This window comes from Corynebacterium kozikiae (assembly GCF_024580965.1).
Taxonomy (GTDB): Bacteria; Actinomycetota; Actinomycetes; order Mycobacteriales; family Mycobacteriaceae; genus Corynebacterium; species Corynebacterium kozikiae.
Map to the genome: position 1 here is coordinate 41,968 of NZ_JANIKJ010000003.1, position 23,154 is coordinate 65,121.

The following is a 23,154-nucleotide window of genomic DNA, read 5'->3' on the forward strand; positions in this document are numbered from 1 at the left end:
TCAGTGCAAGGCGAACAGAACAACGGCCATTTGGTAGTGCTCTCCGGTCCCGCCGGAGTGGGTAAGTCCACCGTAGTTCGTCGCCTGCGCGAAGAGGTTCCAAACCTTTACTTTTCAGTCTCCATGACCACCCGGGCCCCGCGCCCAGGTGAAGTAGAGGGGCGGGACTATTTCTTTGTAACCCCAGAGGAGTTCCAAGCCAAGATTGACCGTGGGGAGATGCTGGAATGGGCAGACATCCACGGTGGCCTCCAACGCTCCGGCACCCCAGCGGGCCCGGTGCGCCAGGCAATGGAGGAAGGGCGCCCCGTACTTCTTGAGGTGGACCTGGCAGGTGCTCGCAGCGTTGCACAGCAACAACCCGACGCCCACCTGGTCTTCCTCGCGCCCCCATCCTGGGATACCTTGGTGGAGCGCCTCACCGGGCGCGGTACGGAAACTGAAGAGGTGATTACTCGCCGCTTGGAAACCGCCAAGTACGAGTTGGATCACCAACATGAGTTTGGCCATATTGTGGTCAACCATGATGTGGATGATGCCGTAGCGGAGATCGCCTCGATTCTCCTCGGCAACATGGCCTAAGATGGTAGCTTTATACGGGCTATCGGGCCTGAAGAATGTGTGAAACAAGAAGGTGGCAGTAACTACTGTGAGCAACGTGACCGAGAACAATGATGGCGTTTTTGATACCCCAGTTGGTATCACCGCACCACCGATCGATGAGCTGCTCAAGCGCGTATCCTCCAAGTACGCCTTGGTGATTTTCGCGGCGAAGCGTGCGCGCCAGATCAACAGCTTCTACCAGCAGGCTGGTGAAGGCGTGTTTGAGTTCATCGGACCGCTGGTAACCCCAGAGTCTCAGGAGAAGCCACTTTCCATCGCATTGCGAGAGATTGAAGCCGGTTTGCTCGACCACGAAGAGGGCTAATTCAACCTTCCGAGCACCCATGACGCCCCCATAACCCAGTATGGTTATGGGGGTCCTGGCATTTCCGGTACCTCGGTTCTCCGGTCCCAAAGACGCAAAACCGCACCCATCAAACTGAAAGGTCCAGCCCTGTGCAGCAACAACGCAAAGTGGTGGTAGGCGTAGGCGGCGGAATCGCAGCTTACAAGGCGTGCCATATCATCCGCCTGTTCAAGGAGTCTGGGGACAACGTGATCGTGGTGCCCACTGAGTCTGCCCTGCGGTTCGTGGGTAAGGCTACCTTTGAGGCGCTTTCCGGCAACCCCGTGTCCACCACCGTGTTTGATGCGGTAGATGAGGTGCGCCACGTCCGGGTGGGCAAGGAGGCTGACCTTGTAGTGATCGCCCCCGCAACCGCAGACCTTATGGCGCGGGCAGCCGGCGGCCGTGCGGATGACCTCCTCTGTGCAACCCTGCTCGTTGCCACCTGCCCGGTGGTGTTTGCCCCCGCAATGCATACCGAAATGTGGGAGCATGCCGCTACCCAGGCAAATGTGGAGCGCCTGCGCAGCTTCGGCATGACCGTCCTGGAACCCGCCCATGGCAGGCTCACCGGTACGGACACCGGCCCAGGCAGGCTCGCCGAGCCGCAGCAGATCGTGGACATGGCGAATACGCTTCACGCCCTGCGGAAGCTTCCGCGCGACCTCGAGGGCCGGAAAGTGCTCATCACCGCAGGCGGCACGCAGGAACCGCTTGACCCGGTGCGCTTCCTGGGCAACCACTCCTCAGGCAGGCAGGGGTTTGCGCTCGCCGAGGTAGCCGCACACCGCGGCGCCCAGGTCACGCTCATCGCCGCGCACACCGACGCGCTGGACACTCCAGTGGGCGCCAAAGTACAGCGAGTACACACCGCTCGGGAGATGCAGCAGGCGGTTCAGGAAGAGCTTTCCCACCACGATGTTCTCATCATGGCGGCGGCGGTAGCGGATTTCCGCCCCACAACCGAGGCTGGGTCCAAGCTCAAGAAGGGCACTGACGACGCCAACCTGATGGCGCTTTCCCTTATGGAAAACCCGGACATCTTGCGCGGCGCCGTGGAGGCGGCTGCGCAGATGGATCCGCGCCCCGTGATCGTGGGGTTTGCCGCAGAAACAGGCGATGAGCAGCACAGCGCGCTGGATTTTGCGCACGCGAAGTTGGCCAAGAAGGGCTGTGATCTGCTGATGCTCAATGAGGTCTCGGAAGGCAAAGTGTTTGGCCAGGACCGCAACCGCGGCTACCTCCTGCAAAAGGATGGGGCAGTGATGGAGGTGCCTGACGGCAGTAAGTTCGAGGTGGCCTCGGCGATCCTCGATCGAACCCGGGAGCTACTGGACACCGTGAATCCAGCTACGTTGCCAAATTAGACAGCTTGGTCTATATTTGCTTGGAGATTGAACCACCAAGCAAAGGAAATGGCTGTGAGCGCAGAAGAACTGGCACACCAAGCAGGGCAGTACCGCCTGTTTACCAGCGAGTCCGTAACCGAGGGTCACCCAGACAAGATCTGCGATGCCATCTCGGACACCATCCTGGACGCTTTGCTCGCCGTGGACCCACAGGCGCGAGTTGCCGTGGAAACGGTGACCACAACGGGCATTGTGCACGTCGTTGGCGAAGTGCGTACCAAGGGCTACGTGGAGATCCCCAAGCTGGTGCGTAACAAGCTGCGTGAGATCGGTTTTGTTTCCTCAGACGTTGGCTTTGACGGCACCACCTGTGGCGTGAGTGTGTCCATTGGTGAACAGTCTGCGGAGATCGGTTCTGGCGTGGACAACTCCCATGAGGTTCGTTCCGGTGAGCAGACCGATGATCTGGACCAGGCGGGCGCGGGAGACCAGGGCCTGATGTTTGGCTACGCCACCAATGAGACGGCCAACCTCATGCCGCTGCCTATTGACCTTGCCCACGCGCTCGCCCGCCGCCTCACCCAGGTGCGCAAAGAGGGGATCGTGGACCACCTTCGCCCCGACGGCAAGACCCAGGTGACCTTGGCCTACAACAAGGAGGGCAAGCCTGTGTACCTGGATACCGTGGTGGTGTCCACCCAACATGACCCAGAGGTCACCCAAGAATGGCTGCACGCCCAAATCAAGGAGCATGTAGTGGACTGGGTGCTGGAACAGGCGGGCCTCAGCAACACCCTCGCTGCCCAGCCATACAACTTGCTGGTGAATCCTTCGGGAAGCTTCATCGTCGGCGGGCCCATGGGTGACGCCGGGCTGACCGGGCGCAAGATCATTGTGGACACCTATGGCGGTATGGCCCGCCACGGCGGTGGCGCCTTCTCCGGTAAGGACCCCTCGAAGGTGGACCGTTCCGGTGCATACGCGATGCGCTGGGTTGCCAAGAACATTGTGGCCGCGGGCCTCGCCGAGCGCGCTGAGGTGCAGGTGGCCTACGCGATTGGCCGCGCAAAGCCGGTTGGCCTGTACGTGGAGACTTTCGGCACCGCCCTTCACGGACTCAACGATGAAGCCATCCAGCAGGCTGTCTTGGAGGTGTTCGATCTTCGCCCCGCCGCTATTATTCGTGAGCTTGATCTCCTGCGCCCCATCTATGCAGGCACCGCGGCTTATGGCCACTTCGGGCGCGATGACCTGGATCTGCCCTGGGAGAACACCGATCGAGCAGAGGCGCTGCGCAAAGCCCTCGGCCTCTAGGCAGCCGGGGCGCGTCTCCTGCTCGCGCGTAGCATGGCGTCCATCGAGGCGGAAGTAATTTTCCCTCAACACCTGCCGCTGTATGGAAAGGACGTCATGTTTACCGGGATTGTGGAGGAAGTCGGCGCCATTGAGGCGATCACCCAGCTTGAAGATTCCTTGCGTTTGAGGATCACAGGCCGTGCGGTGTTGGAAGCCGTGGGTCACGGCGACTCAATTGCAGTAGACGGCGTGTGCCTCACGGTTGTGGCCTACAACGCCCACAGCTTTGAGGTGGACGTCATGCAGGAGACCTTGAACCGCTCCGCTTTGGGTAGCCGAGGCGTTGGCGCCCAAGTGAATTTGGAGCGTGCGGTGAAGGTTGGCAACCGGCTGGACGGGCACATCGTACAAGGTCACGTCGATGGTGTAGCAACGCTGCTTTCTCGCAACCCCAGCGAGCACTGGGACGTCCTGCGCCTCTCTTTGCCTGCGCAGTTGCAGCGTTATGTGGTGGAGAAGGGCTCGATTGCACTCAACGGCACCTCCCTGACCGTGAGTGGAGTCGGTGAGGGCTGGGTAGAAGTCTCCCTGATTCCCACCACTTTGGAGGTGACCACCTTCGGCAAGCTGCAGGTGGGAGAGCTTGTGAATGTGGAAGTGGACGTGCTCGCCAAGTATGTGGAGAGTATGCTGCAGGCAGGCGTGGGCCAGGTGCTTTAGGGGCTAATCGCAGGAGATTCACGCTTGGTAGCGGCGTGTCCGAGCCACGGTTTAGAATCACGCACATGACCAACACCCGCAGCATCGCAGAGCACCTTCCGGTGGCTCGTGTGCTTCCGTTGCTGCAGGTGAGTCACCTGGATCGTACCTTTGACTACCTGGTGGATGAAGCCTCCTCGGAGGCGTGCAACCCTGGCGTGCGCGTGAGGATTCGCTTCAATGGGCGCCTGGTGGACGCGATCGTGATGGAACGCCTCGCGGAAAGTGACCATCCGGGCACCCTGAGCTGGATTGACCGCGTGATCTCGGAGGATCGCGTGTATCCCCCGGTGCTGCAGAAGCTAGTGGAGTCCTTGAAGCAGCGCTACGCTGGCACCACGGCTGACCTGTTACGCGCAGCGATTCCGCCACGCCACGCCAGCGTAGAGCAGGTGGATTTTAGCCAACCCTGGGAGGAACTCGGCACCGCCCAGGAGCCTGACCTCTCCCAGTGGGCCTCGTACCAGCACGGCACGAGCTTTGTGGACGCGGTGCTGGCCAAACACACCGCGCGCGCGGTGATGCAATTCCTGCCAGGGGAGCAGTGGGCGCAGGCCTACGCGGCAATCGCGGTCAAGGTGGCGCTTGGGGGTTCTGGTGTGCTCATTGTGGTCCCTGACCAGCGGGACCTGGATCTCCTGGAAGCAGCCTTGCGCGCCCATGTGAGCGCCAAGCAAGTGACGGTCCTGCAGGCGTCCTTGGGCCCCCAAGCTCGCTACCGGCGCTACTTGAGTGTGCTGCGCGGCCAGGCCCGTATTGTGATTGGTACTCGCAACGCCGCCTTCGCCCCGGTGCACAACTTGGGGCTGGTGTGCATGAAAGATGATGGGGACGAAAACCTGGTGGAGCCCCGCGCGCCCTATCAGCACGCCCGTGAGGTGCTCACTACCCGCAGTTCCATCGAGGGATGCTCCCTGGTGATCGGCTCTTTCTCGCGCACCGCGGAGGCCCAATTGCTGGTGGAATCCGGGTGGGCGCATGATCTAGTGGGCTCCAGGGATACCATCCGCACCAGGCAACCCGCAATCCACGCGGTGGGGGAAACCGACCGCGAGCTGGAACGTGACCCCATGGCACGCCAGGCGCGCATCCCGGCCAGGGCGTTTGCCGCTGCACGCAGCGCCCTCGAGCGAGGAATGCCCGTGCTCTTCCAAGTTCCACGGAAAGGCTATGTTCCATCCCTTGCCTGCGGAGTGTGCCGTGCCCCAGCCCGCTGCCGAACCTGCGCAGGGCCGATGGGGCTGCCCGCGGCGTCGGAACCAGGCGCGAACACGGGAATCGGTGGCGCCGGCGGGGAAACTCCCGCCCTACCGACGTGCAGATGGTGCGGCCGTCCCGACGCCCACATGCGCTGCGGGCAGTGCGGCTCCGACAAGATCCGCGCGGTGGTTTTGGGCGGGCAGCGTACCGCCGAGGAGCTGGGCAGGGCGTTTCCGCAACAGAGGGTGATCGTTTCCGGTGGTCAGCGCATCGTGGATGCACTGCCGAAGGAACTCGCCCCCGGCCCTGGCCTCGTGATTGCCACCCCCGGCGGGGAACCCAAGGGAACCTATGGCGCCGTGGTGTTGCTGGACACTTGGGCGTTGCTTGGCCGCCAGGATCTTCGCGCCACCGAACTCACCCTGGCCCAGTGGGCGCATGCGGCGAGCATGGTGGAACCCGGCCGCAAAGGCGGGGAGGTGATTGTGGTGGCTGACCCTGGTCTGCCCGCCGTGCAGGCGTTGATTCGCTGGGACATGGTGGGCGCCGCTCAGCGAGAACTCGCGCAACGCAAAGAAGTACACTTCCCCCCGGCGGCGCACATGGCGGCGGTGGACGGGCCATCAGCAGCTCTTGAAGAGTTCCTGGAACTGGTGGATTTGCCCGAACACGCGGAGGTGCTCGGGCCGGTGGACCTGCCCCCAGGGGTGCGCCTGCCTGGGCAGTACAACGAGCAGGTAGCCGGCCCACCAATGCGCCTCCTTATCCGCAGTCCGCTGCGCCACCGCAATGACTTGGGCTCGGCACTGCGGGCGGCCTCGATGGCGCGGGCGATGCGCAAGCAGGACCTTCCACTGCGCATCCAAGTAGACCCCATCAAGGTGGGGTAGGATTGCAGTGTTTCTTCGCAGGTGCCGCGCTGGACGCCACACAGCACGCTCACGAGTGCATGGCTCGCCCGCGCCTGACCCAATTTTTTGTTGAAAGGAAAGCTGTTTCCATATGGCAACCCGCCCAATCCGCATGTTCGGTGATCCAGTTCTTCGTACCCGCGCGCAGGAGGTGACGGAGTTCGACGCCGCACTTGAGCACCTGATTGATGACATGCTGGAGACGATGGATGAGGCCGGCGGCGTTGGCCTTGCGGCGAACCAGGTTGGTGTGACCAAGCGGGTGTTCGTGTACGACTGCTCCCATATTGAAGAGGGGCTGCGAGGGCACATCGTCAACCCCGTGTGGGAAGCGATCGGCGAGGAAACCCAGATCGACCAGGAAGGCTGTTTGTCCATCCCAGGTGTGCAAAAAGACACCGAGCGTTTCCAGACGGTGAAGGTCAGCGGCCAGGATAAGGACGGCAACCCAGTGTCCATGGTGGCCAGCGGGTTAATGGCGCGCTGCATCCAGCATGAGACAGACCACCTTGATGGCATTTTGTTCCTTAAGCGCCTGAGTCCTGAGCTGCGCAAAGAGGCCATGGCTGAGCTGCGTAACGCCGAGTGGAACCAGGAGCCGCGCGGTTGATCCGCAGACTTTTTGGGGAGTGATGAAGATGCGCCTACTTTTTGCAGGAACACCCGAACCGGCAGTGGTTGCCCTCCAGGCCCTGCTGCGCAGTGAGCACGAGGTTGCAGCGGTGCTTACCCGCCCGGATGCGCCAAAGGGGCGCGGCCGGAAACTTGTGGAATCCCCGGTTGCGGCCCTGGCCCGTGAGCACGGGATTCCCACGCTGAAGCCTGCCACTATCAAACCCGGTACTCCGGACGGCGAGCAGTTCCGAGTGGCACTCGCAGACATCGCTCCGGACTGCATTCCAGTGGTGGCCTATGGCAACCTTGTCACCCCGGACTTGCTGGAAGCGGTGCCGCACGGCTGGGTGAACCTGCACTTTTCGCTGCTCCCTTCTTGGCGTGGCGCCGCGCCAGTGCAAGCAGCGATTCGCGCGGGTGATTCGCTCACTGGTGCCACCACCTTCCGGATCGATGAGGGCCTTGATACCGGCCCCATCTTGGCAACGCTCCAAGAAGAGATCCAGCCACTAGATACTGCAGATGACCTGCTCACCAGGCTCGCTTACAGTGGCGCTGATCTGTTGGTGCGCACCATGGATGGCCTTGCAAACGGCTCGCTCACCCCGCAGCCCCAACCGGGGGAAGGTACCTACGCACCAAAGATCCTTCCCGCCGACGCACACGTGGACTTCTCCGCACCCGCCGAGGAAATTGACCGCCTCATCCGTTCCGTCACCCCGGCGCCAGGCGCATGGGCGATGCTCGGCGAGGCCCGCGTCAAGCTCGGACCGGTACTTCTGTTGAAGGAGGACTCCCTCGAAGCAGGCGCAATGCGCATTGAAAAACAGCAGGTAGTTGTAGGAACCGGAAGCTACGACGTCCGCCTCACCACCCTGCAGCCCCAGGGCAAGAAAATGATGGATGCTGCAGCGTGGGGTCGCGGCGTTGGCCACGTTGAAGAGAGGTTTGCATGAGCGGCGGTTTTCGTTCGCGGGCACGCACGTCTGACCAGGGTCCGCAAGGCGCAAGCAACAGCGAGCGGAGGGAGCCTTCCCGACGTCGCCAAGCGCCGCAATCCCAACGCCAGGCAGCGCCCGGCAAGATCACACGCTCCCGCGGGGAGGGAAGCAGCCAGCGCCGGGGCGACTTCCAGCGCATTCCTGGGGTGGACATCCCGCGCTGCGTGGCGGTGGAGGTGCTGCTTCGAGTGGCTCAGGAAGGCGCTTACGCCAACCTCACCCTCCCAGCGCTGCTGCGCTCAGCCCGTGTGAAGGGACGCGATGCCGCCTTTGCCACGGAACTCACCTATGGCACGCTGCGCCAGCAGGGCGTGCTGGACGCGGTGATCAATGACTGCGCCTCGCGCCTTGTTGCGCAGATGGCGCCCGAGGTGGCGGCGGCTTTGCGCCTTGGTGCGTACCAACTGCTGTACACCAGGGTGGATCGCTACGCTGCGGTAGATACCTCAGTGCGGATCGTGGAAGGTTTGGGCCAGGAGCGGGCCAAAGGGTTTGTAAACGGCATCCTGCGCACGATTTCCCGCAGCTCCCGCGAGCAGTGGCTGAACAAGCTCACCCCTGCTGGTGAGGTAGCGGCGCTGGCGTTTCGCTACGCCCACCCGGAGTGGATTGCGCACAGCTTCTCCAAGGTGGTGGGCATCGGGGAGCTACAGCAGGCGCTCGAGGCTGATTCACAACGCCCAAGCGTGCACCTGGTTGCGCGGCCGGGCGAGATCACCGCAGAGGAGTTGGCGCTGATCACGGGTGGTGAGCAAGGCAAGTATTCCCCCTATGCCGTGTACCTGGAGGGTGGTTCCCCGAGTGATGTTGAGCCCGTGCGCCAGGGTTTGGCGGGCGTCCAGGATGAGGGCTCCCAAATCATCGCCCGGGCTTTGGCTACGGCACCGATCGACGGCGATGATCAAGGTAAGTGGCTTGATCTTTGTGCGGGTCCTGGTGGAAAGGCCGTGCTTTTGGGGGCACTTGCCCGAATAGAGGGCGCCACGGTGGATGCGGTGGAGGTTTCCCCGCACCGCGCTCAACTCATCCAAAAAGCAGTGGGCGATCTGCCCGTGGTGGTGCACACCGCTGACGGCCGGAACCCCGATTTTCCAGCCGCCAGCTTTGACCGCATTCTCGTGGACGCCCCCTGTAGCGGCCTCGGTGCCTTGCGCCGCAGGCCAGAGGCCCGGTGGAAGAAGCAGGAGGAGGACATCCTCCCGCTGCAAAGCCTGCAGCAGGAGCTGTTGAGCTCCGCGCTGCGTCTGGTGCGCCCCGGTGGTGTGGTGGTGTACTCCACCTGCTCGCCGGATCTGCGGGAAACGAGGGAAGTATTGAGCCATGTGTTGGCCAACCCCGAGTTCGCGGACGTACAAGAACTTCCCGCCCGTCCCCTTGCCGCCGGGATGGAGGACACTGGCGAGGAGCTGTCTGTGCAGATGTGGCCGCACCGCCACGGTACCGACGCGATGTTCTTCGCGGTGCTCAAGCGCTCCCCGAAAGGCACACAATAAATGCACTAAAGATCGGCTCGGTTGTACCCTGGTGGAAGTGCAGGTTGCTTCTTGAGGCGCTCCGGTACTCAAGTTCAAATGGTGAAGGTGGACAATATGCAACGCAAACCAATTATCGCGCCATCAATCTTGGCGGCGGACTTTAGCAAGCTCGGCACCGAGGTGGAGGCGGTGAGCAATGCGGACTGGATCCACGTGGACATCATGGATGGGCACTTCGTCCCCAACCTGTCCTTTGGCCCGGATGTGACCAAGGCGGTGCACAAGTCCACCTCTTTGCCGTTGGATGTGCACCTGATGATTGAGGCTCCGGAGAAGTGGGTGCAGCACTACATCGACGCCGGTGCGCACTGCGTGATTTTCCATGTGGAAGCCACGGATGATCCAGTGGCCCTGGCCCGCACCCTGCGCAGCGCTGGAGTGCGCGCGGGGTTCTCCGTGAAGCCCGGCACGCCTATCGAGCCCTACCTGGACATGCTGGAGGAGTTCGATGAAGTGCTGGTAATGAGCGTGGAGCCGGGCTTTGGTGGCCAGTCCTTCATGCCGGATCAGCTTGCCAAGGTGCGCACGCTGCGCACGGCGATCGATGAACGCGGCTTGGACGTCATCATTGAGATCGACGGCGGCATCTCCGCAGACACCATCGCCCAGGCCGCCGAGGCCGGTTGTGACGCCTTCGTGGCGGGTTCCGCCGTGTACGGCAAGCCAAGCCCCGCGCAGGCGGTGGATGAGCTGCGCAAGCTCGCCAGCCGCTAACACACAGCGCGGAAACCGCCGGTTGGCTGTTCGCACTCCGCCGCGTGCAGTGGCACAATGGTGCTGTTTGGGGGTGCTGTTTGGGTGCTGTTTGCCAGTGCGCCGCAGCACCCCACTCGATGTTCACCCGCAGCAGGGAAGAGGAAGCTCGACAATGGAACCCCACGCACATTCTGCCGACGAGGCGCCGACCCCCGACCAGCGCCGAGCTGGCCAGGGGAGCAAAGTTCTCAGTGACGCAGAAGTCCAGCGCTACGTTGCCGCCGACGCGGCGTTGACGACCACGCGGCCGTGGCGCCTGGAGGTGGCGTCGCGACGCATGAATACACTCGCGATTATTGCCGCAGTGGTGATCCTTGCGGTGCACATCTTCCTGGCCATTGTGGTGGCGATCGGCGACACCGGAACCACCGTGACCCTGGTGGACCAGTGGGGCTACTTCCTGGTGGGCGTGTTGTTTGCGGCACTGGCGTTTGTAGCGTTGCGCCGTCCGCGCCTGCGGGCAAATGAAGACGGAGTCCAGGTGCAGAACTTCATTGGTAGCCGCTTCTATCCGTGGAGCGTGGTTTACGGCCTGAACTTCCCAGAGGGAGCCAAGGTTGCCCGCCTGGAGCTGCCGGAGTTCGAATACGTGCCGCTGTGGGCGCTGCAGGCGGCGGACGGCGTGGACTGCCTTCGGGCCGTAGAAGCCTTCCGCACACTTGAAGCTCAGTACATGCCGGAGGACTAGCCTCAACGCAGCTTCCAACACTGCAGTTCCAAGCAGGTTTCAGCTTAAGGAAGGATTCCCGCCACTGTGGCAGATCCCACCACCTACCGCCCGGCTTCAGGGAGCATCCCTACGCAGCCGGGCGTCTACATGTTCCGTGACCCAAGCGGCACGGTGATTTACGTTGGCAAAGCCAAAAATCTGCGGGCCAGGCTCTCCAACTACTTCCAGGACCTGAGCCAACTGCACCCGCGCACCCGCCAGATGGTGACCACCGCCTCCTCCGTAGCTTGGACAGTGGTGGGTAGCGAGGTAGAGGCGCTGCAGTTGGAGTACACGTGGATCAAGAAGTACGATCCGCGCTTCAACGTGAAGTACCGCGATGATAAGTCCTATCCGGTGCTGGCGGTTACTGTGGGGGAGCGCTTTCCCAGGGCGTTTTTCTATCGCGGTGCCCAGCGCAAGGGCGTGCGATACTTCGGCCCATACTCCCACGCCTGGGCGGTGCGGGAAACAATCGATGTTCTCACCAAAGTCTTCCCCATGCGCACCTGTGCATCCGGGGTGTTCCGCCGCCATGAAGCACTGGGGCGGCCCTGCCTGATGGGGTACATCGATAAGTGCGCAGCGCCCTGCGTGGGCCGCGTGAGCGAGGCCGAGCACCGCGAAATCGTGGACGGGTTCTGCTCCTTCATGGCCGGCCATACCAATGAGGTGGTGCGCAGCCTCACCGAGCAGATGAACCAAGCTGCAGAAGAGCTGGACTTTGAGAAGGCTGCCCGGCTGCGCGATGACCTGCAGGCCGTGCAAAAAATCACTGAGCAACAGGCCATCGTGCTTGGTGACGGGACTGACGCCGACGTCTTCGCGGTGGCCGCAGACGAGTTGGAGGCAGCTATCCAGCTCTTCCACGTCCGCCAGGGCAGGGTGAAAGGCCAGCGCGGCTGGATCATCGAGCGCACCAGCGATCGCCCAGAGGACCTTGCCGAGCAGCTCCAAACCTTCCTAGTGACCTTTTACACCGACCTCGTTGACCAGGAAGCCCACACCCAGCAGCGCGAGGCAAAGGTCGCGCGGCGCGGCGTGGACAAAGAATCCCTGAAGGCGCTTGCCGCAGGCACCGGCGCTGGCAGGGGATCGGCTGCGCGATCTGGTGCTGGAACTGTGATCCCCAAGGAAGTGTTGGTGGGCATCGAGCCAACGGATGTTGCGGCGACGGCCGAGGTGCTTTCCAAGTTGCGCGGTGCCCAGGTGGATGTGCGGGTGCCGCAGCGCGGAGACAAACGCACCCTCATGGACACTGTTGCACGGAATGCTCAGGAGACGTTGAAGCAGCACAAACTGAAACGTGTGGGGGACCTCAGTGCGCGTTCCCAGGCACTCGCGGACATTCAGGAGTACCTGGAGATGGACCAGGTGCCGCTGCGCATCGAGTGCACGGATATCTCGCACATCCAGGGCACGGACGTGGTGGCCTCGCTGGTGGTCTTTGAGGATGGGTTGCCGAAAAAGCAGGACTACCGGCGCTACCACATCAAGGAAGCCGCAGGTGAAGGCCGCAGCAATGACGTTGGTTCCATTGCCGAGGTCACCCGCAGGCGCTTTGCGCGCTATCACGAGGACAAGATGGCGGTCCCGGAGGAAACCGAGTTCACTGATATCCAGACGGAAGATCAGCCCACCGGGAAACGTCGTTTTGCGTATCCTCCGCAGCTCTTCATCGTTGACGGCGGGCAGCCGCAGGTCCAGGCGGCGCAGGCAGTGCTCGATGAGCTGGAGATTTCCGACGTCACCCTGATCGGCATAGCCAAACGCTTGGAGGAGGTCTGGCTGCCCAACGACCCCTATCCCGTCATTCTGCCGCGTAACTCGCAGGCCCTGTTCCTGATTCAACAGATCCGTGACGAAGCCCACCGGGTTGCCATCCAATTCCACCGCCAGCAGCGCTCTAAGCGCATGAAGGCCTCTGAGCTGGACAATGTGAAGGGCCTGGGCCAGGTGCGCCGCAGGGAGTTGGTGCGCCACTTTGGCTCGCTGAAGCAGCTTAAGCAGGCCAGCGTGGAGGAAATTGCGGCGGTAAAGGGGTTTGGCCCGGCGCTCGCGCAAAACGTGTTTGACGCGCTGCATCCGCAAAGCTAGCGGTACAGGAGTTTCGCCGATGGCAGGCGGGAAGCGCGCGGCGCGGGCGTTTTTTGGAAGTAGAATGGCGGCCATGAGTGCGCACGCTGAGGAAGTAACCAACGGACAAGGCCAAGACAAAGCCCAGATTCCGCCGATTTTGATCACCGGGCTTTCCGGCGCCGGCCTGAGCTCTGCGGGCAGGGTGCTGGAGGATATGGGCTGGTTCGTGGCCCAGAACATCCCGGCGGTGATGGTCACGGAACTGGTGGAGATGGCCCGCACCGCAACATCACCAGTGGAGCGGATCGCCGTAGTGTCCGACGTGCGCTCCCTGGCCTTTGCCGGCAATCTTGAGCAGGTGATTTCTACGCTTGCCGCAAAGGGCAATCAGCCCCTGGTGCTGTTCATGGATGCCCGCGACGACGTACTGATCAAACGCTTTGACAACGTGCGCCGCACCCACCCGCTGCAGGGCAACGGCACCCTGCTTGTGGGGATCGAGCGGGAACGAGAAATCATGTCTACCCTGCGGGAAAACGCCGATGTGATCATTGATACCTCTGACCTTTCGGTGCACGATCTCCGCCGCGCCATCGAGTCCAACTTCTCCTCGATTGCCACCAAGGCACCGCACGTGACCATCCAGTCCTTTGGCTTCAAGCACGGCTCGCCGCGCGATACGGACATCATGCTGGACGTGCGCTTCTTGCCCAACCCCTTCTGGGTTCCGGAGCTGCGCCCCTTCCGCGGCGTGGACAAGCCAGTGAGTGATTATGTGCTCTCCCAGGAGCACACCGAGGAGTTCCTGAACAACTTCATCGCGATGTTTGACAACATGCGCTCGGGCTTTATCCATGAGGGCAAGAACTTCATTACCGTGTCCGTGGGGTGCACCGGCGGGCATCACCGCAGCGTGGCAATCGCTGAGGAGATCGGCGCGCGCCTTCGGGAACGCGGCGACCTCGACGTCACCGTCAATCACCGCGACATTTCCCGGAACTAAGGCAAGGGCGCAGATGAACCAGACAGATTGTTCCCAGCCGAATGTGGTGAGCCTTGGCGGTGGCCACGGGTTGTTCCAAACGCTGCGCGCTGTGCGGCTGCTCAAACCCGCCTCCATCAACGCGGTGGTGACCGTTGCCGATGACGGCGGCTCCTCCGGCCGCATCCGCCGCGAGCTCGGCCAAATCCCGCCGGGGGACCTGCGGATGGCTCTCGCGGCTCTCGCGCCTTTCGACGATGAGGGCGCCCTTTGGGAGCAGGCTCTCCAGCATCGTTTCAGCGGGCACGGGGCGCTTGCCGGCCACGCGGTGGGTAACCTGCTCATCGCGGGGCTGGTGGAAATCACCGGCTCCGAGCTGCAGTCCCTGGACATGGTGGCCAAACTCATGCGCACCGAGGGCAGGGTGCTGCCAGTGTGCAACGAGGCTTTGGAGATCGCCGCAGAGGTTGGCGGACTGGAAGATGACCCGCGGATCATGCGTGAAGTCCGCGGGCAGGTGGCGGTTGCCTCCACGCCGGGCACGGTGCGCCGGGTGCGCGTGTTCCCGGAAAACCCGGAGCCGTTGCCGGAGGCACTTGAGGCGATTGCCGCCGCAGACCTCATCACCTTAGGTCCGGGTTCCTGGTTCTCCAGCGTGATCCCGCACGTGTTGGTCCCCGGTATCCCACAGGCCATTAACAATTCCAACGCCTTGCGCGTGGTGGTGCTCAACCTCAATCCGGAACCGGGGGAGACCGCGGGGTTCAGCGCCGAGCGTCACCTCCATGTGCTTTCCCAGCACGCCAACGGTATTCAAGCCGATGTGGTGTTGGTGGATTCCTCCATGCTGGGCAATGAGGTCGAGCGCAAGCACCTGGAGCGCGCGGCTGCGGCGCTCGGTGCCAGGGTGTCCTGCTATGACCTGCGGGAGCTCGACGAACGCGGGCGCACCACGGACCGCCACAGCCCAGCCAAGCTGGCCGATGCGCTGCGCCGAGAGCTCGCGGGCGAAAACGGCAATGGAAATGCGTAGGGAGTAGGTTCGCGCGCGCCCAGCAGCTACAATGCAAAAGCTACAGTGCGCGGTGGTGCGCGCCGGAGCGCAGATGCACGCGCACATGTTGGTCTGCAAGTTTTGTTGCAAGGGGTTTGAAGTTCTATGCAGATGTTGTCCACCCAGGTCAAAGATGAGCTGGTGAAGGTGCAGTCCACCCGCCAGTCCTCGCGGATCGCGGAGATCGCTGCACTTATCCGCTTTGCCGGATCGATGAACATTGTGGCGGACAGCCTGGTGGTGGAAGTGGAACTGGATCACGCGCAAGCCGCGCGCCGGCTCGCAGCCGAGATCGCAGACCTGTTTGAGATTTCAGCCACGGTGCTGGACCTAGGGACCTCCACGCAGCGAAAGGTGCCCCGGCACTTGGTGCGTATCACTGAAGGGGCGGATTCCCTGGTCCGCCGTGTTGGTTTGGTGACCCGCAGCGGTCACTTGGTGCTCGGCTTGCCGCCAGCAGTGATCACCGGCACGATTACCGACGCCGAGGCCGCCTGGCGCGGCGCCTTCCTCGCAGCAGGGCACCTTTCTGACCCCGGCCGCACCGCCGGGCTTGAAGTCTCCTGCCCGAGCCAGGAAGCCTCGATGGCGTTGGTCGGCTGTGCACGTCGGCTGGGGCTGACCGCGAAGACCAAAGAGAGCAGGGCAGTGGAGAAGGTGTATCTGCGCGACGGCGAGGCAGTAGGCGCGCTGCTCTCCCGCATGGGCGCGCATGCAACGCGGCTCCAGTGGGACAAGAAGCGCAAGCGCAGCACCACCCGACCGGGCAGCAACAGGCTGGCAAATTTTGACGACGCCAACCTGCGGCGTTCAGCTAGGGCAGCAGTGGCGACCGCCGCCCGCGTGGAACGGGCCATGGCGATCCTCGGGGATGATGTGCCGGACCACCTTGCCCAAGCTGGGCAATTGCGCGTGCAGCACCGGCAGGCCTCACTGGAGGAGCTGGGCAAGCTTTCCGATCCCCAAATCACCAAAGACGCCGTTGCCGGCCGCGTGCGCAGGCTCCTGGAACTTGCGGACAAGCGTGCCGCTGCCTTGGGCATTCCGGACACCAACCATGCGGTGACCGACGAGCTCATGGACCAGATGTAGTGTCTAACACACAAAAACACGCCGTTGTGACAAGCTTCACAACGGCGTGTTTGCTGTGATAGATCGGAAACCTTCACGGTGCCCCATGTTTGCCGACGCCCATTTCCTCCCACATTCGGGGGTGTGGCCACAGGGAAAAGTGCTGTGCGAAACGGACATAAACCAAACAAAAGCCACATTTACGTACACGGCGATTTGGTGACGTCGGAAGCGCTCGGCGGCGAACATTCCCGCAACCCCTGCGCGAGTCCACTGCCGTCGCTAGACTGTGCTTTGTGAGGTTCAGGCGAGTAACCGGAACAAAAACAACGCAATCACACACCGCTTGACCGGGAAAGATTGGCCGGGAACTCGACCTCCAGATTTTCTAACACTCAACTTTGAGGAGTACTAAGTGACTATCCGCGTAGGTATCAACGGTTTTGGCCGCATCGGCCGCAACTTCTTCCGTGCAGCTCAAGAGCGTGGCTCCAACTTCGAGGTTGTTGCAGTCAACGACCTGACCGACAACAAGACCCTCGCTCACCTGCTGAAGTACGACTCCGTCCTCGGCCGCCTGGGCAAGGAAGTGACCTTCGACGACGAGTCCATCACCGTTGACGGCCAGAAGATCACCGTGTTCGCAGAGCGCGATCCAAAGGACCTCAAGTGGGGCGACCTCGGCGTGGACATCGTTGTTGAGTCCACCGGCTTCTTCACCAATGCAGAGGCAGCAAAGGCTCACATCGACGCCGGCGCCAAGAAGGTCATCATCTCTGCACCAGCAAAGAACGAGGATGCAACCTTCGTTGTGGGCGTGAACCACACCGATTACGATCCAGAGAAGCACAACATCATCTCCAACGCTTCCTGCACCACCAACTGCCTTGCACCACTGGCTAAGGCTCTGAATGACGGCCTGGGCATCGAGCGCGGCCTCATGACCACCATCCACGCATACACCGGCGACCAGCGCCTCCAGGATGCACCTCACAGCGACCTGCGCCGCGCACGCGCAGCAGCCGTGAACATCGTGCCAACCTCCACCGGCGCTGCCAAGGCTGTTGCACTGGTGCTCCCAGAGCTCAAGGGCAAGCTGGACGGCTTCGCAATGCGCGTTCCAACCATCACCGGTTCCGCAACCGACCTCACCTTCACCGCTTCCCGTGAGACCACCGTGGAAGAGGTCAACGAGATCATCAAGAAGGCTGCTGAGGGCGAGCTCAAGGGCATCCTCTCCTACACGGAGGACCCAATCGTGTCCACCGACATCGTGACCGATCCACACCCATCCATCTTCGACGCTGGCCTGACCAAGGTTATCGGCGACCAGGTGAAGGTTGTGTCCTGGTACGACAACGAGTGGGGCTACTCCAACCAGCTCGTTACCCTGACCGAGTACGTGGCAGAGCGCCTCTAATACTCCACGCCGTTCAACAGTGCCGCCACTGGCACTGACACGGCGGGGTGGGCGAGTGTAAACCCGCCTACCACCCCAACCCCTGGGGTGTGCCTACCGTGGTACACCCCAGGGGTTTTCCTTAAACACACACCAATAAAGGAGATTATTGTGTCCGTAAAGTCTTTGAAAGACCTGCTCGACGAAGGCGTTGAAGGCCGCCACGTTCTGGTCCGCTCCGATTTCAACGTGCCGCTCAACGACGCCCGTGAAATTACCGACGCTGGCCGTATCACTGCATCCCTGCCCACCATCCAGGCGCTGTCTGAGGCTGGCGCACGCGTGATCCTGATGGCCCACCTTGGCCGCCCAAAGGGCGAGGTCAACGAGAAGTACTCCCTCGCCCCAGTTGCTGAGGCACTCACCGAGGCCCTCGGCCAGTACGTCGCACTCGCCGGTGACGTTGTTGGCGAGGACGCACACGAGCGCGCCAACGGCCTCAACGACGGTGACATCCTCCTGCTGGAAAACGTCCGTTTCGACCCCCGCGAGACCTCCAAGGACGAGGCCGAGCGTGGGGAGTTCGCCGACCAGCTCGTGGCCTTGGCCGCAGAAAACGGCGCGTTTGTTTCCGACGGCTTCGGCGTGGTGCACCGCGCACAGGCCTCCGTGTACGACGTAGCCAAGCGTCTGCCACACTACGCAGGCACCCTGGTTCAGGCTGAGATCGAGGTGCTGGACAAGGTGGCCTCCAACCCAGAGCGCCCATACGCTGTGGTGCTCGGTGGTGCCAAGGTTTCCGACAAGCTCGGCGTGATCGAAGCCCTGGCTGCAAAGGCAGACAAGGTGATCATCGGCGGCGGCATGTGCTACACCTTCCTCGCTGCCCAGGGCATCAACGTGCAGGAGTCCCTGCTGCAGGAAGAGCAGATCGAAAAGTGCAAGGCGCTGCTCGAGGAGTTCGGCGACAAGCTGGTTCTGCCAGTAGACCTCACTGCTGCTTCCGGCTTTGCCGAGGACGCAGACACCCAGATCGTGGCAATCGACGCCATCCCAGAGGGCTGGATGTCCCTCGATATCGGACCGGAGTCCGTATCCGCATACGCTGAGGTACTGAAGTCCGCAAAGACTGTGTTCTGGAATGGCCCAATGGGCGTGTTCGAGTTCGCAGCCTTCTCCAAGGGCACCCGCGGCGTTGCAGAGGCAATCATCGAGGCAACTTCTGACGGCGCCTTCTCCGTGGTTGGCGGCGGCGACTCCGCTGCAGCGGTCCGCCTACTGGGCCTGCGCGAGGACGGCTTCAGCCACATTTCCACAGGTGGCGGCGCCTCCCTGGAGTTCCTGGAAGGCAAGCAACTGCCAGGCGTTGAGGTCCTGGAATCCTAAATCTCCCCGAACACCCTTTTTCTGAAAGGAAACCCCATGGCACGCAAGCCACTGATCGCTGGCAACTGGAAGATGAACCTGGACCACTTGGAGGCCGTTCGCACCGTCCAGAAGCTGGCGTTCGCCCTGCCCAAGGATGTCTATGAGTCCGTAGACGTAGCACTTACCGTTCCATTCACGGACATCCGCTCCGTGCAGACCCTGGTGGAAGGGGACAAGCTCTCCATCTCCTACGGCTCCCAGGATGTTTCCGCCCACGAGTCCGGCGCATACACCGGTGAAGTTTCTGCGCCGATGCTGGCAAAGCTCGGCTGCTCGTGGGCAGTGGTTGGCCACTCCGAGCGCCGCGAATACCACGGCGAGACCGACGCCCTGGTAGCAGCAAAGGCAAAGGCAGCCCTGGCTCAGCAGATCAGCCCAATCGTGTGCGTTGGTGAGCCACTGGAGATCCGCGAGGCAGGCACCCACGTTGAGTACGTGGTGGAGCAGACCGAAGCCTCCCTCGCAGGCCTCAGCGCAGAAGAGCTCTCCCGCACCGTGATCGCCTACGAGCCAGTGTGGGCAATCGGCACCGGCAAGGTAGCCTCCGCTGCAGACGCACAGGAAGTGTGCAAGGCAATCCGCGAGCTCATCGAAAAGCTCGCCGGCGCTGAGGTGGCCGAGGGCATCCGCATCCTCTACGGCGGCTCCGTGAAGGCCGAGACGGTCGGTGAGATCGTCGGCCAGCCCGACGTAGATGGCGGCCTCGTTGGCGGCGCTTCCCTTGACGGTGAGGCTTTTGCCAAGCTGGTTGCAAACGCCGCAGTGTAAGGGCTTACGGAAAAGCCCAAAACACTGGTGTATAGTGTGCTAGGTAATGCTGGCGCTTGCTCAGCACGCAAAGTTGTAAAGGAAATTCATGGTTCTCGCTCTCCAGACGATTCTGCTTCTGGCCTGCATCCTGCTCACCATCTTCGTGCTGCTCCACCGCGGCAAGGGTGGCGGCTTGTCCAGCCTCTTCGGTGGCGGAATGCAATCCAACCTTTCGGGTTCCACCGTGGCAGAAAAGAACCTTGACCGCATGACTGTGCTGACCGGACTCATCTGGATCGGTTGTATCATCGCGTTGCTGCTGCTCCAGGTATTCGCCTAAGCACACAAACGTTAAGGCCCGCTTGCACTCATGCAAGCGGGCCTTTCCTTTTTGAGCACTTTCTCGCCGATGACGCTTCGGTTCTTGTCATTGTCGATCAACCCAACAACATCGGCCGGTTAACCGTCGCAGTCGCCCAAGACATGGGGGCCGACGTTCGCTATCTACCGGGGCTTGCGATGCGGCAGCTCTCTCGCATCCACGTCGGCAACTCCAAGACCGATGTGCGCGACGCCTACGTCATCGCCCATGCCGGTCTTAAACTTCCGGATGCCTTGCGCAGCGTCGACCGCGTTGAGGAAGTCTTTATCCAGCTGAAAGTGCTCAACGGTATTGACGAAGATCTCGCCCGGGCCTACACACGCCTGATTAACCAGATGCGATCCGCGCTCGTGGGAACCTATCCTGCATTCGAACATGTTCTGCGCGGACAGGTGATTCATCGCAAGTGGATCCTCCACCTACTTGCGAAATACGGTGGCCCCACCAAGATTCGACGCGTCGGTAGAGCACGTCTGGCAGCCTTTGCGCGCAGTCACAGGGCGCGCAATCCTGAGCCTGTCATCGATGCCATGCTTGCTGCCATCCACGGGCAGACCGTGTCCATTGCCGGGGCAGAATACGCCGAACTTGGCGTAGCAATGTCCGCCAAAGATGCACTGGCCAAACTCGAGCATCGTAAAGAAATCGAGGCCCAGGTACTCAAGCTCATCCAGGACATTCCTCACACCGAGATTCTTTTATCCATGCCCGGCATCGGCCCGCGTAGCGCCGCGCAGATCCTCATGACCGTTGGCGATATGTCCGACTTCCCCGATGCAGCGCACCTAGCGTCCTATGCAGGCCTATCACCGCGGACGAATCAGTCGGGAACGTCCATCATGTCGAATTCGCCCAACCGGGCTGGCAACAAAAAATTAAAGAACGCCCTATGGCAATCGTCTTTTGCATCGATCAGATTCCACGAGCGTTCCCGACAATTCTATGAACGAAAACGCAAAGAAGGCAAAAGACACAACGCCGCAGTTGTCGCACTCGCACGCCGACGCCTAAACGTTCTCTTCGCCATGATGCGTAGCGGCGAGCTCTACCGAGACATCTCCACAGTCCAAGAGGTCACAGCAGCTTAGAACCAACAGCTCCCATCCAAGCCGATTGAGCAGCAAGCCCAATCGGCTCCTCGAGATGCCCGAAAACAACATTCACACGGCGAAGCAGAAGCCCTTCATACCCCCAACAACCTCACCCACGGAGTTGACAACCTATATAGGAACACCCCCTCAACACAAAGCCTAGTTGGAGCGGCGGCGCAGCAGCACCAGGAACCCAGCAACGACGAGGGCCAAAACGCCCAGGCCGATCGCGACGTTGCGCCAGGAAGCCGATGGCTCAGCCTCAGCTTCCGGAGAAGCGTCCGCGGAAGAATCCGCACCCTCACCACCGACGACGCCTCGGATCCACTCGGCCTGCTCGGCAACCGGCGCCACCGCGACGGCGGCATTAGAGGTCATTTCCTCCTCCGTCGGGTTGTCCGGGTCCTCGAAGAGTCCAGCCGACATGATGCCGGCGACCTTGCCGTCGGCGAAGATAGCGCCGCCGGAGTCGCCCGGCTGGATACGGGCGCCGTTCTTGAGGGCGACCTCGAGGGCGGTTGGGGCGTCGAAAAGGGCGAGCGGGGAATCGCCGCGGACCTCGGCCTCGGCGGAGGGCAGCTCGGTGGAGCCTCCCGAGCCGTCGGAGGACCAGCCGTAGATGTTCACAGCGCCGGCGGGGACCTCGTCTGCAACCTCGGCGAACGTATCTAGCTGCATTTCCTCTTCGGTGTGGAGCAGGGCGATGTCGCCGCGCGGGGCAACCTCGTGGCGGTCCACCTTGTAGACGCGCTGGTCGTCTCCCTGGCCGGTGCGCACCGAGCCGCCCGGCTTGGCGGCGGCCTCGACGCAGTGGCGGGCGGTGATGACCCAGTGGGGGTCGATGGCGGTGCCGGTGCAGACGCCGTCGTCGGGATCGGAGTCGTCGACACGCACGGAGACCACGGGCTTGGCTTCGTCGACGTCGCCGGCGAAGGTGGTGCTTTCCATCGCCCATGCGGGCTGGGCGACGAGGGCGCCTGCGACGGCGAGGCTAGCTGCGAGCTTTTTCACGATTGTTCTCCTTCACTACCGCGGTGATGCGGCGAATTACAGTTTCAAGCGGCCCGCGCTGAAATATCGCGAGCCATACGTAAGCGATCACGATGGCGCCGCCCACGGTCACCCAAACGTTGAGCCACTCGGCGGTGAGCACGTGGATGCAGTACAGAGTCAGCGGCATCCGGCCCAGCGGGGCGAGCCATCCGAGCCAGCGTTGCGCCAGGCAGCACAGGGCGCAGATGCTTATCGACGCCCCCACGCTGCCCACAACGTCCATGAGTCCTCCGGTGTGGCCGGTGGCGTCGAGAAGCGGTGGCAACGGTGTGGTCCAGCGCAGCGCCACATCCAGGGCGAACAGCGCCCCGCCGACCACGAGGCCGGGCCACAACGGCATGTAGCGTTTGAACTGGATGCCGGCGATCATGAGCGTGGCCCACATCATGGGCGGGTACGGCCAGGACGACGGCGCGAGCACCGCCGAGCCAAAAGTGAGGGCGCACGCGAGCCACAGCAACAGTGGTGTGTCCCAGCGTGGCGCCCAGGCGAGCAGCGCCATGCAGACCCCGATGGTGCCGAGCACCACCACGATCGACCCCGAAAATGGGGCGAGCGCGAAGTGCAGGGCGATCAGAAGGATGCCGCGCACGATGAACTCGGCGGGCTGGGCGCGCATGTACCCCATTGAGACACCGGCGATGAAGGCGAACAGTGCGGCCGGGAAGCCGAACAGCACCTGTGCAGTGATGCCCTCTTGGACGGTGAGGTGCGCGACCATCATGGCGACGAGTGCCAGCGCGCGGGCGGCGTCGATTCCTACGTTTCGGGTCTGCATGGCTGTG

General features: G+C 62.4%; 22 protein-coding genes. 20 read left to right on the forward strand and 2 right to left on the reverse strand.

Annotated features, from left to right (window positions below):
* The first annotated feature begins 3 nt into the window (after window positions 1-3).
* The 20 genes from gmk (at window position 4) to NQ018_RS03400 (ending at window position 21,313) form a co-directional block, all read left to right on the forward strand.
* Window positions 4-582 (forward strand): guanylate kinase, encoded by a 579-nt coding sequence (gene gmk, locus NQ018_RS03305; RefSeq protein WP_257038753.1) that lies wholly within the window; start codon window positions 4-6, stop codon window positions 580-582.
* A 67-nt stretch (window positions 583-649) separates the two neighbouring features.
* Window positions 650-928 carry a DNA-directed RNA polymerase subunit omega gene (gene rpoZ / locus NQ018_RS03310; RefSeq protein WP_257038755.1) on the forward strand — a complete coding sequence of 93 codons (279 nt, stop codon included), beginning with the start codon at window positions 650-652 and terminating at the stop codon, window positions 926-928.
* A 131-nt stretch (window positions 929-1,059) separates the two neighbouring features.
* On the forward strand, window positions 1,060-2,316 hold the full coding sequence (gene coaBC, locus NQ018_RS03315; protein ID WP_257038756.1) for a bifunctional phosphopantothenoylcysteine decarboxylase/phosphopantothenate--cysteine ligase CoaBC: 1,257 nt from the start codon (window positions 1,060-1,062) through the stop codon (window positions 2,314-2,316).
* A gap of 69 nt (window positions 2,317-2,385) precedes the next feature.
* Window positions 2,386-3,612 carry a methionine adenosyltransferase gene (gene metK / locus NQ018_RS03320; protein ID WP_257061370.1) on the forward strand — a complete coding sequence of 409 codons (1,227 nt, stop codon included), beginning with the start codon at window positions 2,386-2,388 and terminating at the stop codon, window positions 3,610-3,612.
* Between the two features lie 96 nt (window positions 3,613-3,708).
* Window positions 3,709-4,314, forward strand: a complete 606-nt coding sequence (locus NQ018_RS03325; protein ID WP_257058622.1) for a riboflavin synthase — start codon at window positions 3,709-3,711, stop codon at window positions 4,312-4,314.
* Between the two features lie 65 nt (window positions 4,315-4,379).
* Window positions 4,380-6,443 carry a primosomal protein N' gene (locus NQ018_RS03330; RefSeq protein WP_257058407.1) on the forward strand — a complete coding sequence of 688 codons (2,064 nt, stop codon included), beginning with the start codon at window positions 4,380-4,382 and terminating at the stop codon, window positions 6,441-6,443.
* 112 nt (window positions 6,444-6,555) lie between these two features.
* A complete protein-coding gene (def, locus tag NQ018_RS03335) occupies window positions 6,556-7,074 on the forward strand; it encodes a peptide deformylase (protein ID WP_257058409.1) in 519 nt (172 codons plus the stop codon).
* A gap of 28 nt (window positions 7,075-7,102) precedes the next feature.
* Window positions 7,103-8,035, forward strand: a complete 933-nt coding sequence (gene fmt / locus NQ018_RS03340; RefSeq protein WP_257058412.1) for a methionyl-tRNA formyltransferase — start codon at window positions 7,103-7,105, stop codon at window positions 8,033-8,035.
* On the forward strand, window positions 8,032-9,573 hold the full coding sequence (locus NQ018_RS03345; RefSeq protein ID WP_257058414.1) for an RsmB/NOP family class I SAM-dependent RNA methyltransferase: 1,542 nt from the start codon (window positions 8,032-8,034) through the stop codon (window positions 9,571-9,573). The genes fmt and NQ018_RS03345 overlap by 4 nt, the downstream gene beginning before the upstream one ends.
* A 96-nt stretch (window positions 9,574-9,669) precedes the next feature.
* A complete protein-coding gene (gene rpe, locus NQ018_RS03350) occupies window positions 9,670-10,329 on the forward strand; it encodes a ribulose-phosphate 3-epimerase (protein WP_257058417.1) in 660 nt (219 codons plus the stop codon).
* A 154-nt stretch (window positions 10,330-10,483) separates the two neighbouring features.
* On the forward strand, window positions 10,484-11,059 hold the full coding sequence (locus NQ018_RS03355) for a PH domain-containing protein (protein ID WP_257058419.1): 576 nt from the start codon (window positions 10,484-10,486) through the stop codon (window positions 11,057-11,059).
* Window positions 11,060-11,125: 66 nt separating this feature from the next.
* A complete protein-coding gene (uvrC, locus tag NQ018_RS03360) occupies window positions 11,126-13,177 on the forward strand; it encodes an excinuclease ABC subunit UvrC (protein ID WP_257058422.1) in 2,052 nt (683 codons plus the stop codon).
* Window positions 13,178-13,250: 73 nt separating this feature from the next.
* The gene (gene rapZ / locus NQ018_RS03365; RefSeq protein WP_257058425.1) at window positions 13,251-14,162 is read left to right on the forward strand and encodes an RNase adapter RapZ; all 912 of its coding nucleotides are present in this window, start codon (window positions 13,251-13,253) and stop codon (window positions 14,160-14,162) included.
* A 13-nt stretch (window positions 14,163-14,175) separates the two neighbouring features.
* Window positions 14,176-15,174, forward strand: a complete 999-nt coding sequence (locus NQ018_RS03370; protein WP_257058428.1) for a gluconeogenesis factor YvcK family protein — start codon at window positions 14,176-14,178, stop codon at window positions 15,172-15,174.
* A gap of 126 nt (window positions 15,175-15,300) precedes the next feature.
* Window positions 15,301-16,287: a DNA-binding protein WhiA gene (whiA, locus tag NQ018_RS03375; protein ID WP_257038768.1), complete on the forward strand. Its 987-nt coding sequence runs from the start codon at window positions 15,301-15,303 to the stop codon at window positions 16,285-16,287.
* Between the two features lie 394 nt (window positions 16,288-16,681).
* Complete coding sequence (gene gap, locus NQ018_RS03380) at window positions 16,682-17,686, forward strand: type I glyceraldehyde-3-phosphate dehydrogenase (RefSeq protein ID WP_257038769.1); 1,005 nt, start codon at window positions 16,682-16,684, stop codon at window positions 17,684-17,686.
* A gap of 150 nt (window positions 17,687-17,836) precedes the next feature.
* Window positions 17,837-19,051, forward strand: coding sequence for a phosphoglycerate kinase (locus NQ018_RS03385; protein ID WP_257058430.1), 1,215 nt, complete (start codon window positions 17,837-17,839; stop codon window positions 19,049-19,051).
* Window positions 19,052-19,087: 36 nt separating this feature from the next.
* Window positions 19,088-19,861 carry a triose-phosphate isomerase gene (gene tpiA, locus NQ018_RS03390; RefSeq protein ID WP_257058434.1) on the forward strand — a complete coding sequence of 258 codons (774 nt, stop codon included), beginning with the start codon at window positions 19,088-19,090 and terminating at the stop codon, window positions 19,859-19,861.
* 88 nt (window positions 19,862-19,949) lie between these two features.
* Window positions 19,950-20,183 carry a preprotein translocase subunit SecG gene (gene secG / locus NQ018_RS03395; RefSeq protein ID WP_257038772.1) on the forward strand — a complete coding sequence of 78 codons (234 nt, stop codon included), beginning with the start codon at window positions 19,950-19,952 and terminating at the stop codon, window positions 20,181-20,183.
* The gene (locus NQ018_RS03400) at window positions 20,144-21,313 is read left to right on the forward strand and encodes an IS110 family RNA-guided transposase (RefSeq protein WP_306428897.1); all 1,170 of its coding nucleotides are present in this window, start codon (window positions 20,144-20,146) and stop codon (window positions 21,311-21,313) included. Before secG ends, NQ018_RS03400 begins: the two co-directional genes overlap by 40 nt.
* A gap of 162 nt (window positions 21,314-21,475) precedes the next feature.
* On the opposite strand, the gene NQ018_RS03405 is transcribed toward NQ018_RS03400, so the two are convergent.
* Window positions 21,476-22,327, reverse strand: coding sequence for a trypsin-like serine protease (locus NQ018_RS03405; RefSeq protein ID WP_049147424.1), 852 nt, complete (start codon window positions 22,325-22,327; stop codon window positions 21,476-21,478).
* A complete protein-coding gene (locus tag NQ018_RS03410) occupies window positions 22,308-23,147 on the reverse strand; it encodes an acetyltransferase domain-containing protein (RefSeq protein WP_257058435.1) in 840 nt (279 codons plus the stop codon). The genes NQ018_RS03405 and NQ018_RS03410 overlap by 20 nt, the downstream gene beginning before the upstream one ends.
* Between the last annotated feature and the right edge of the window lie 7 nt (window positions 23,148-23,154).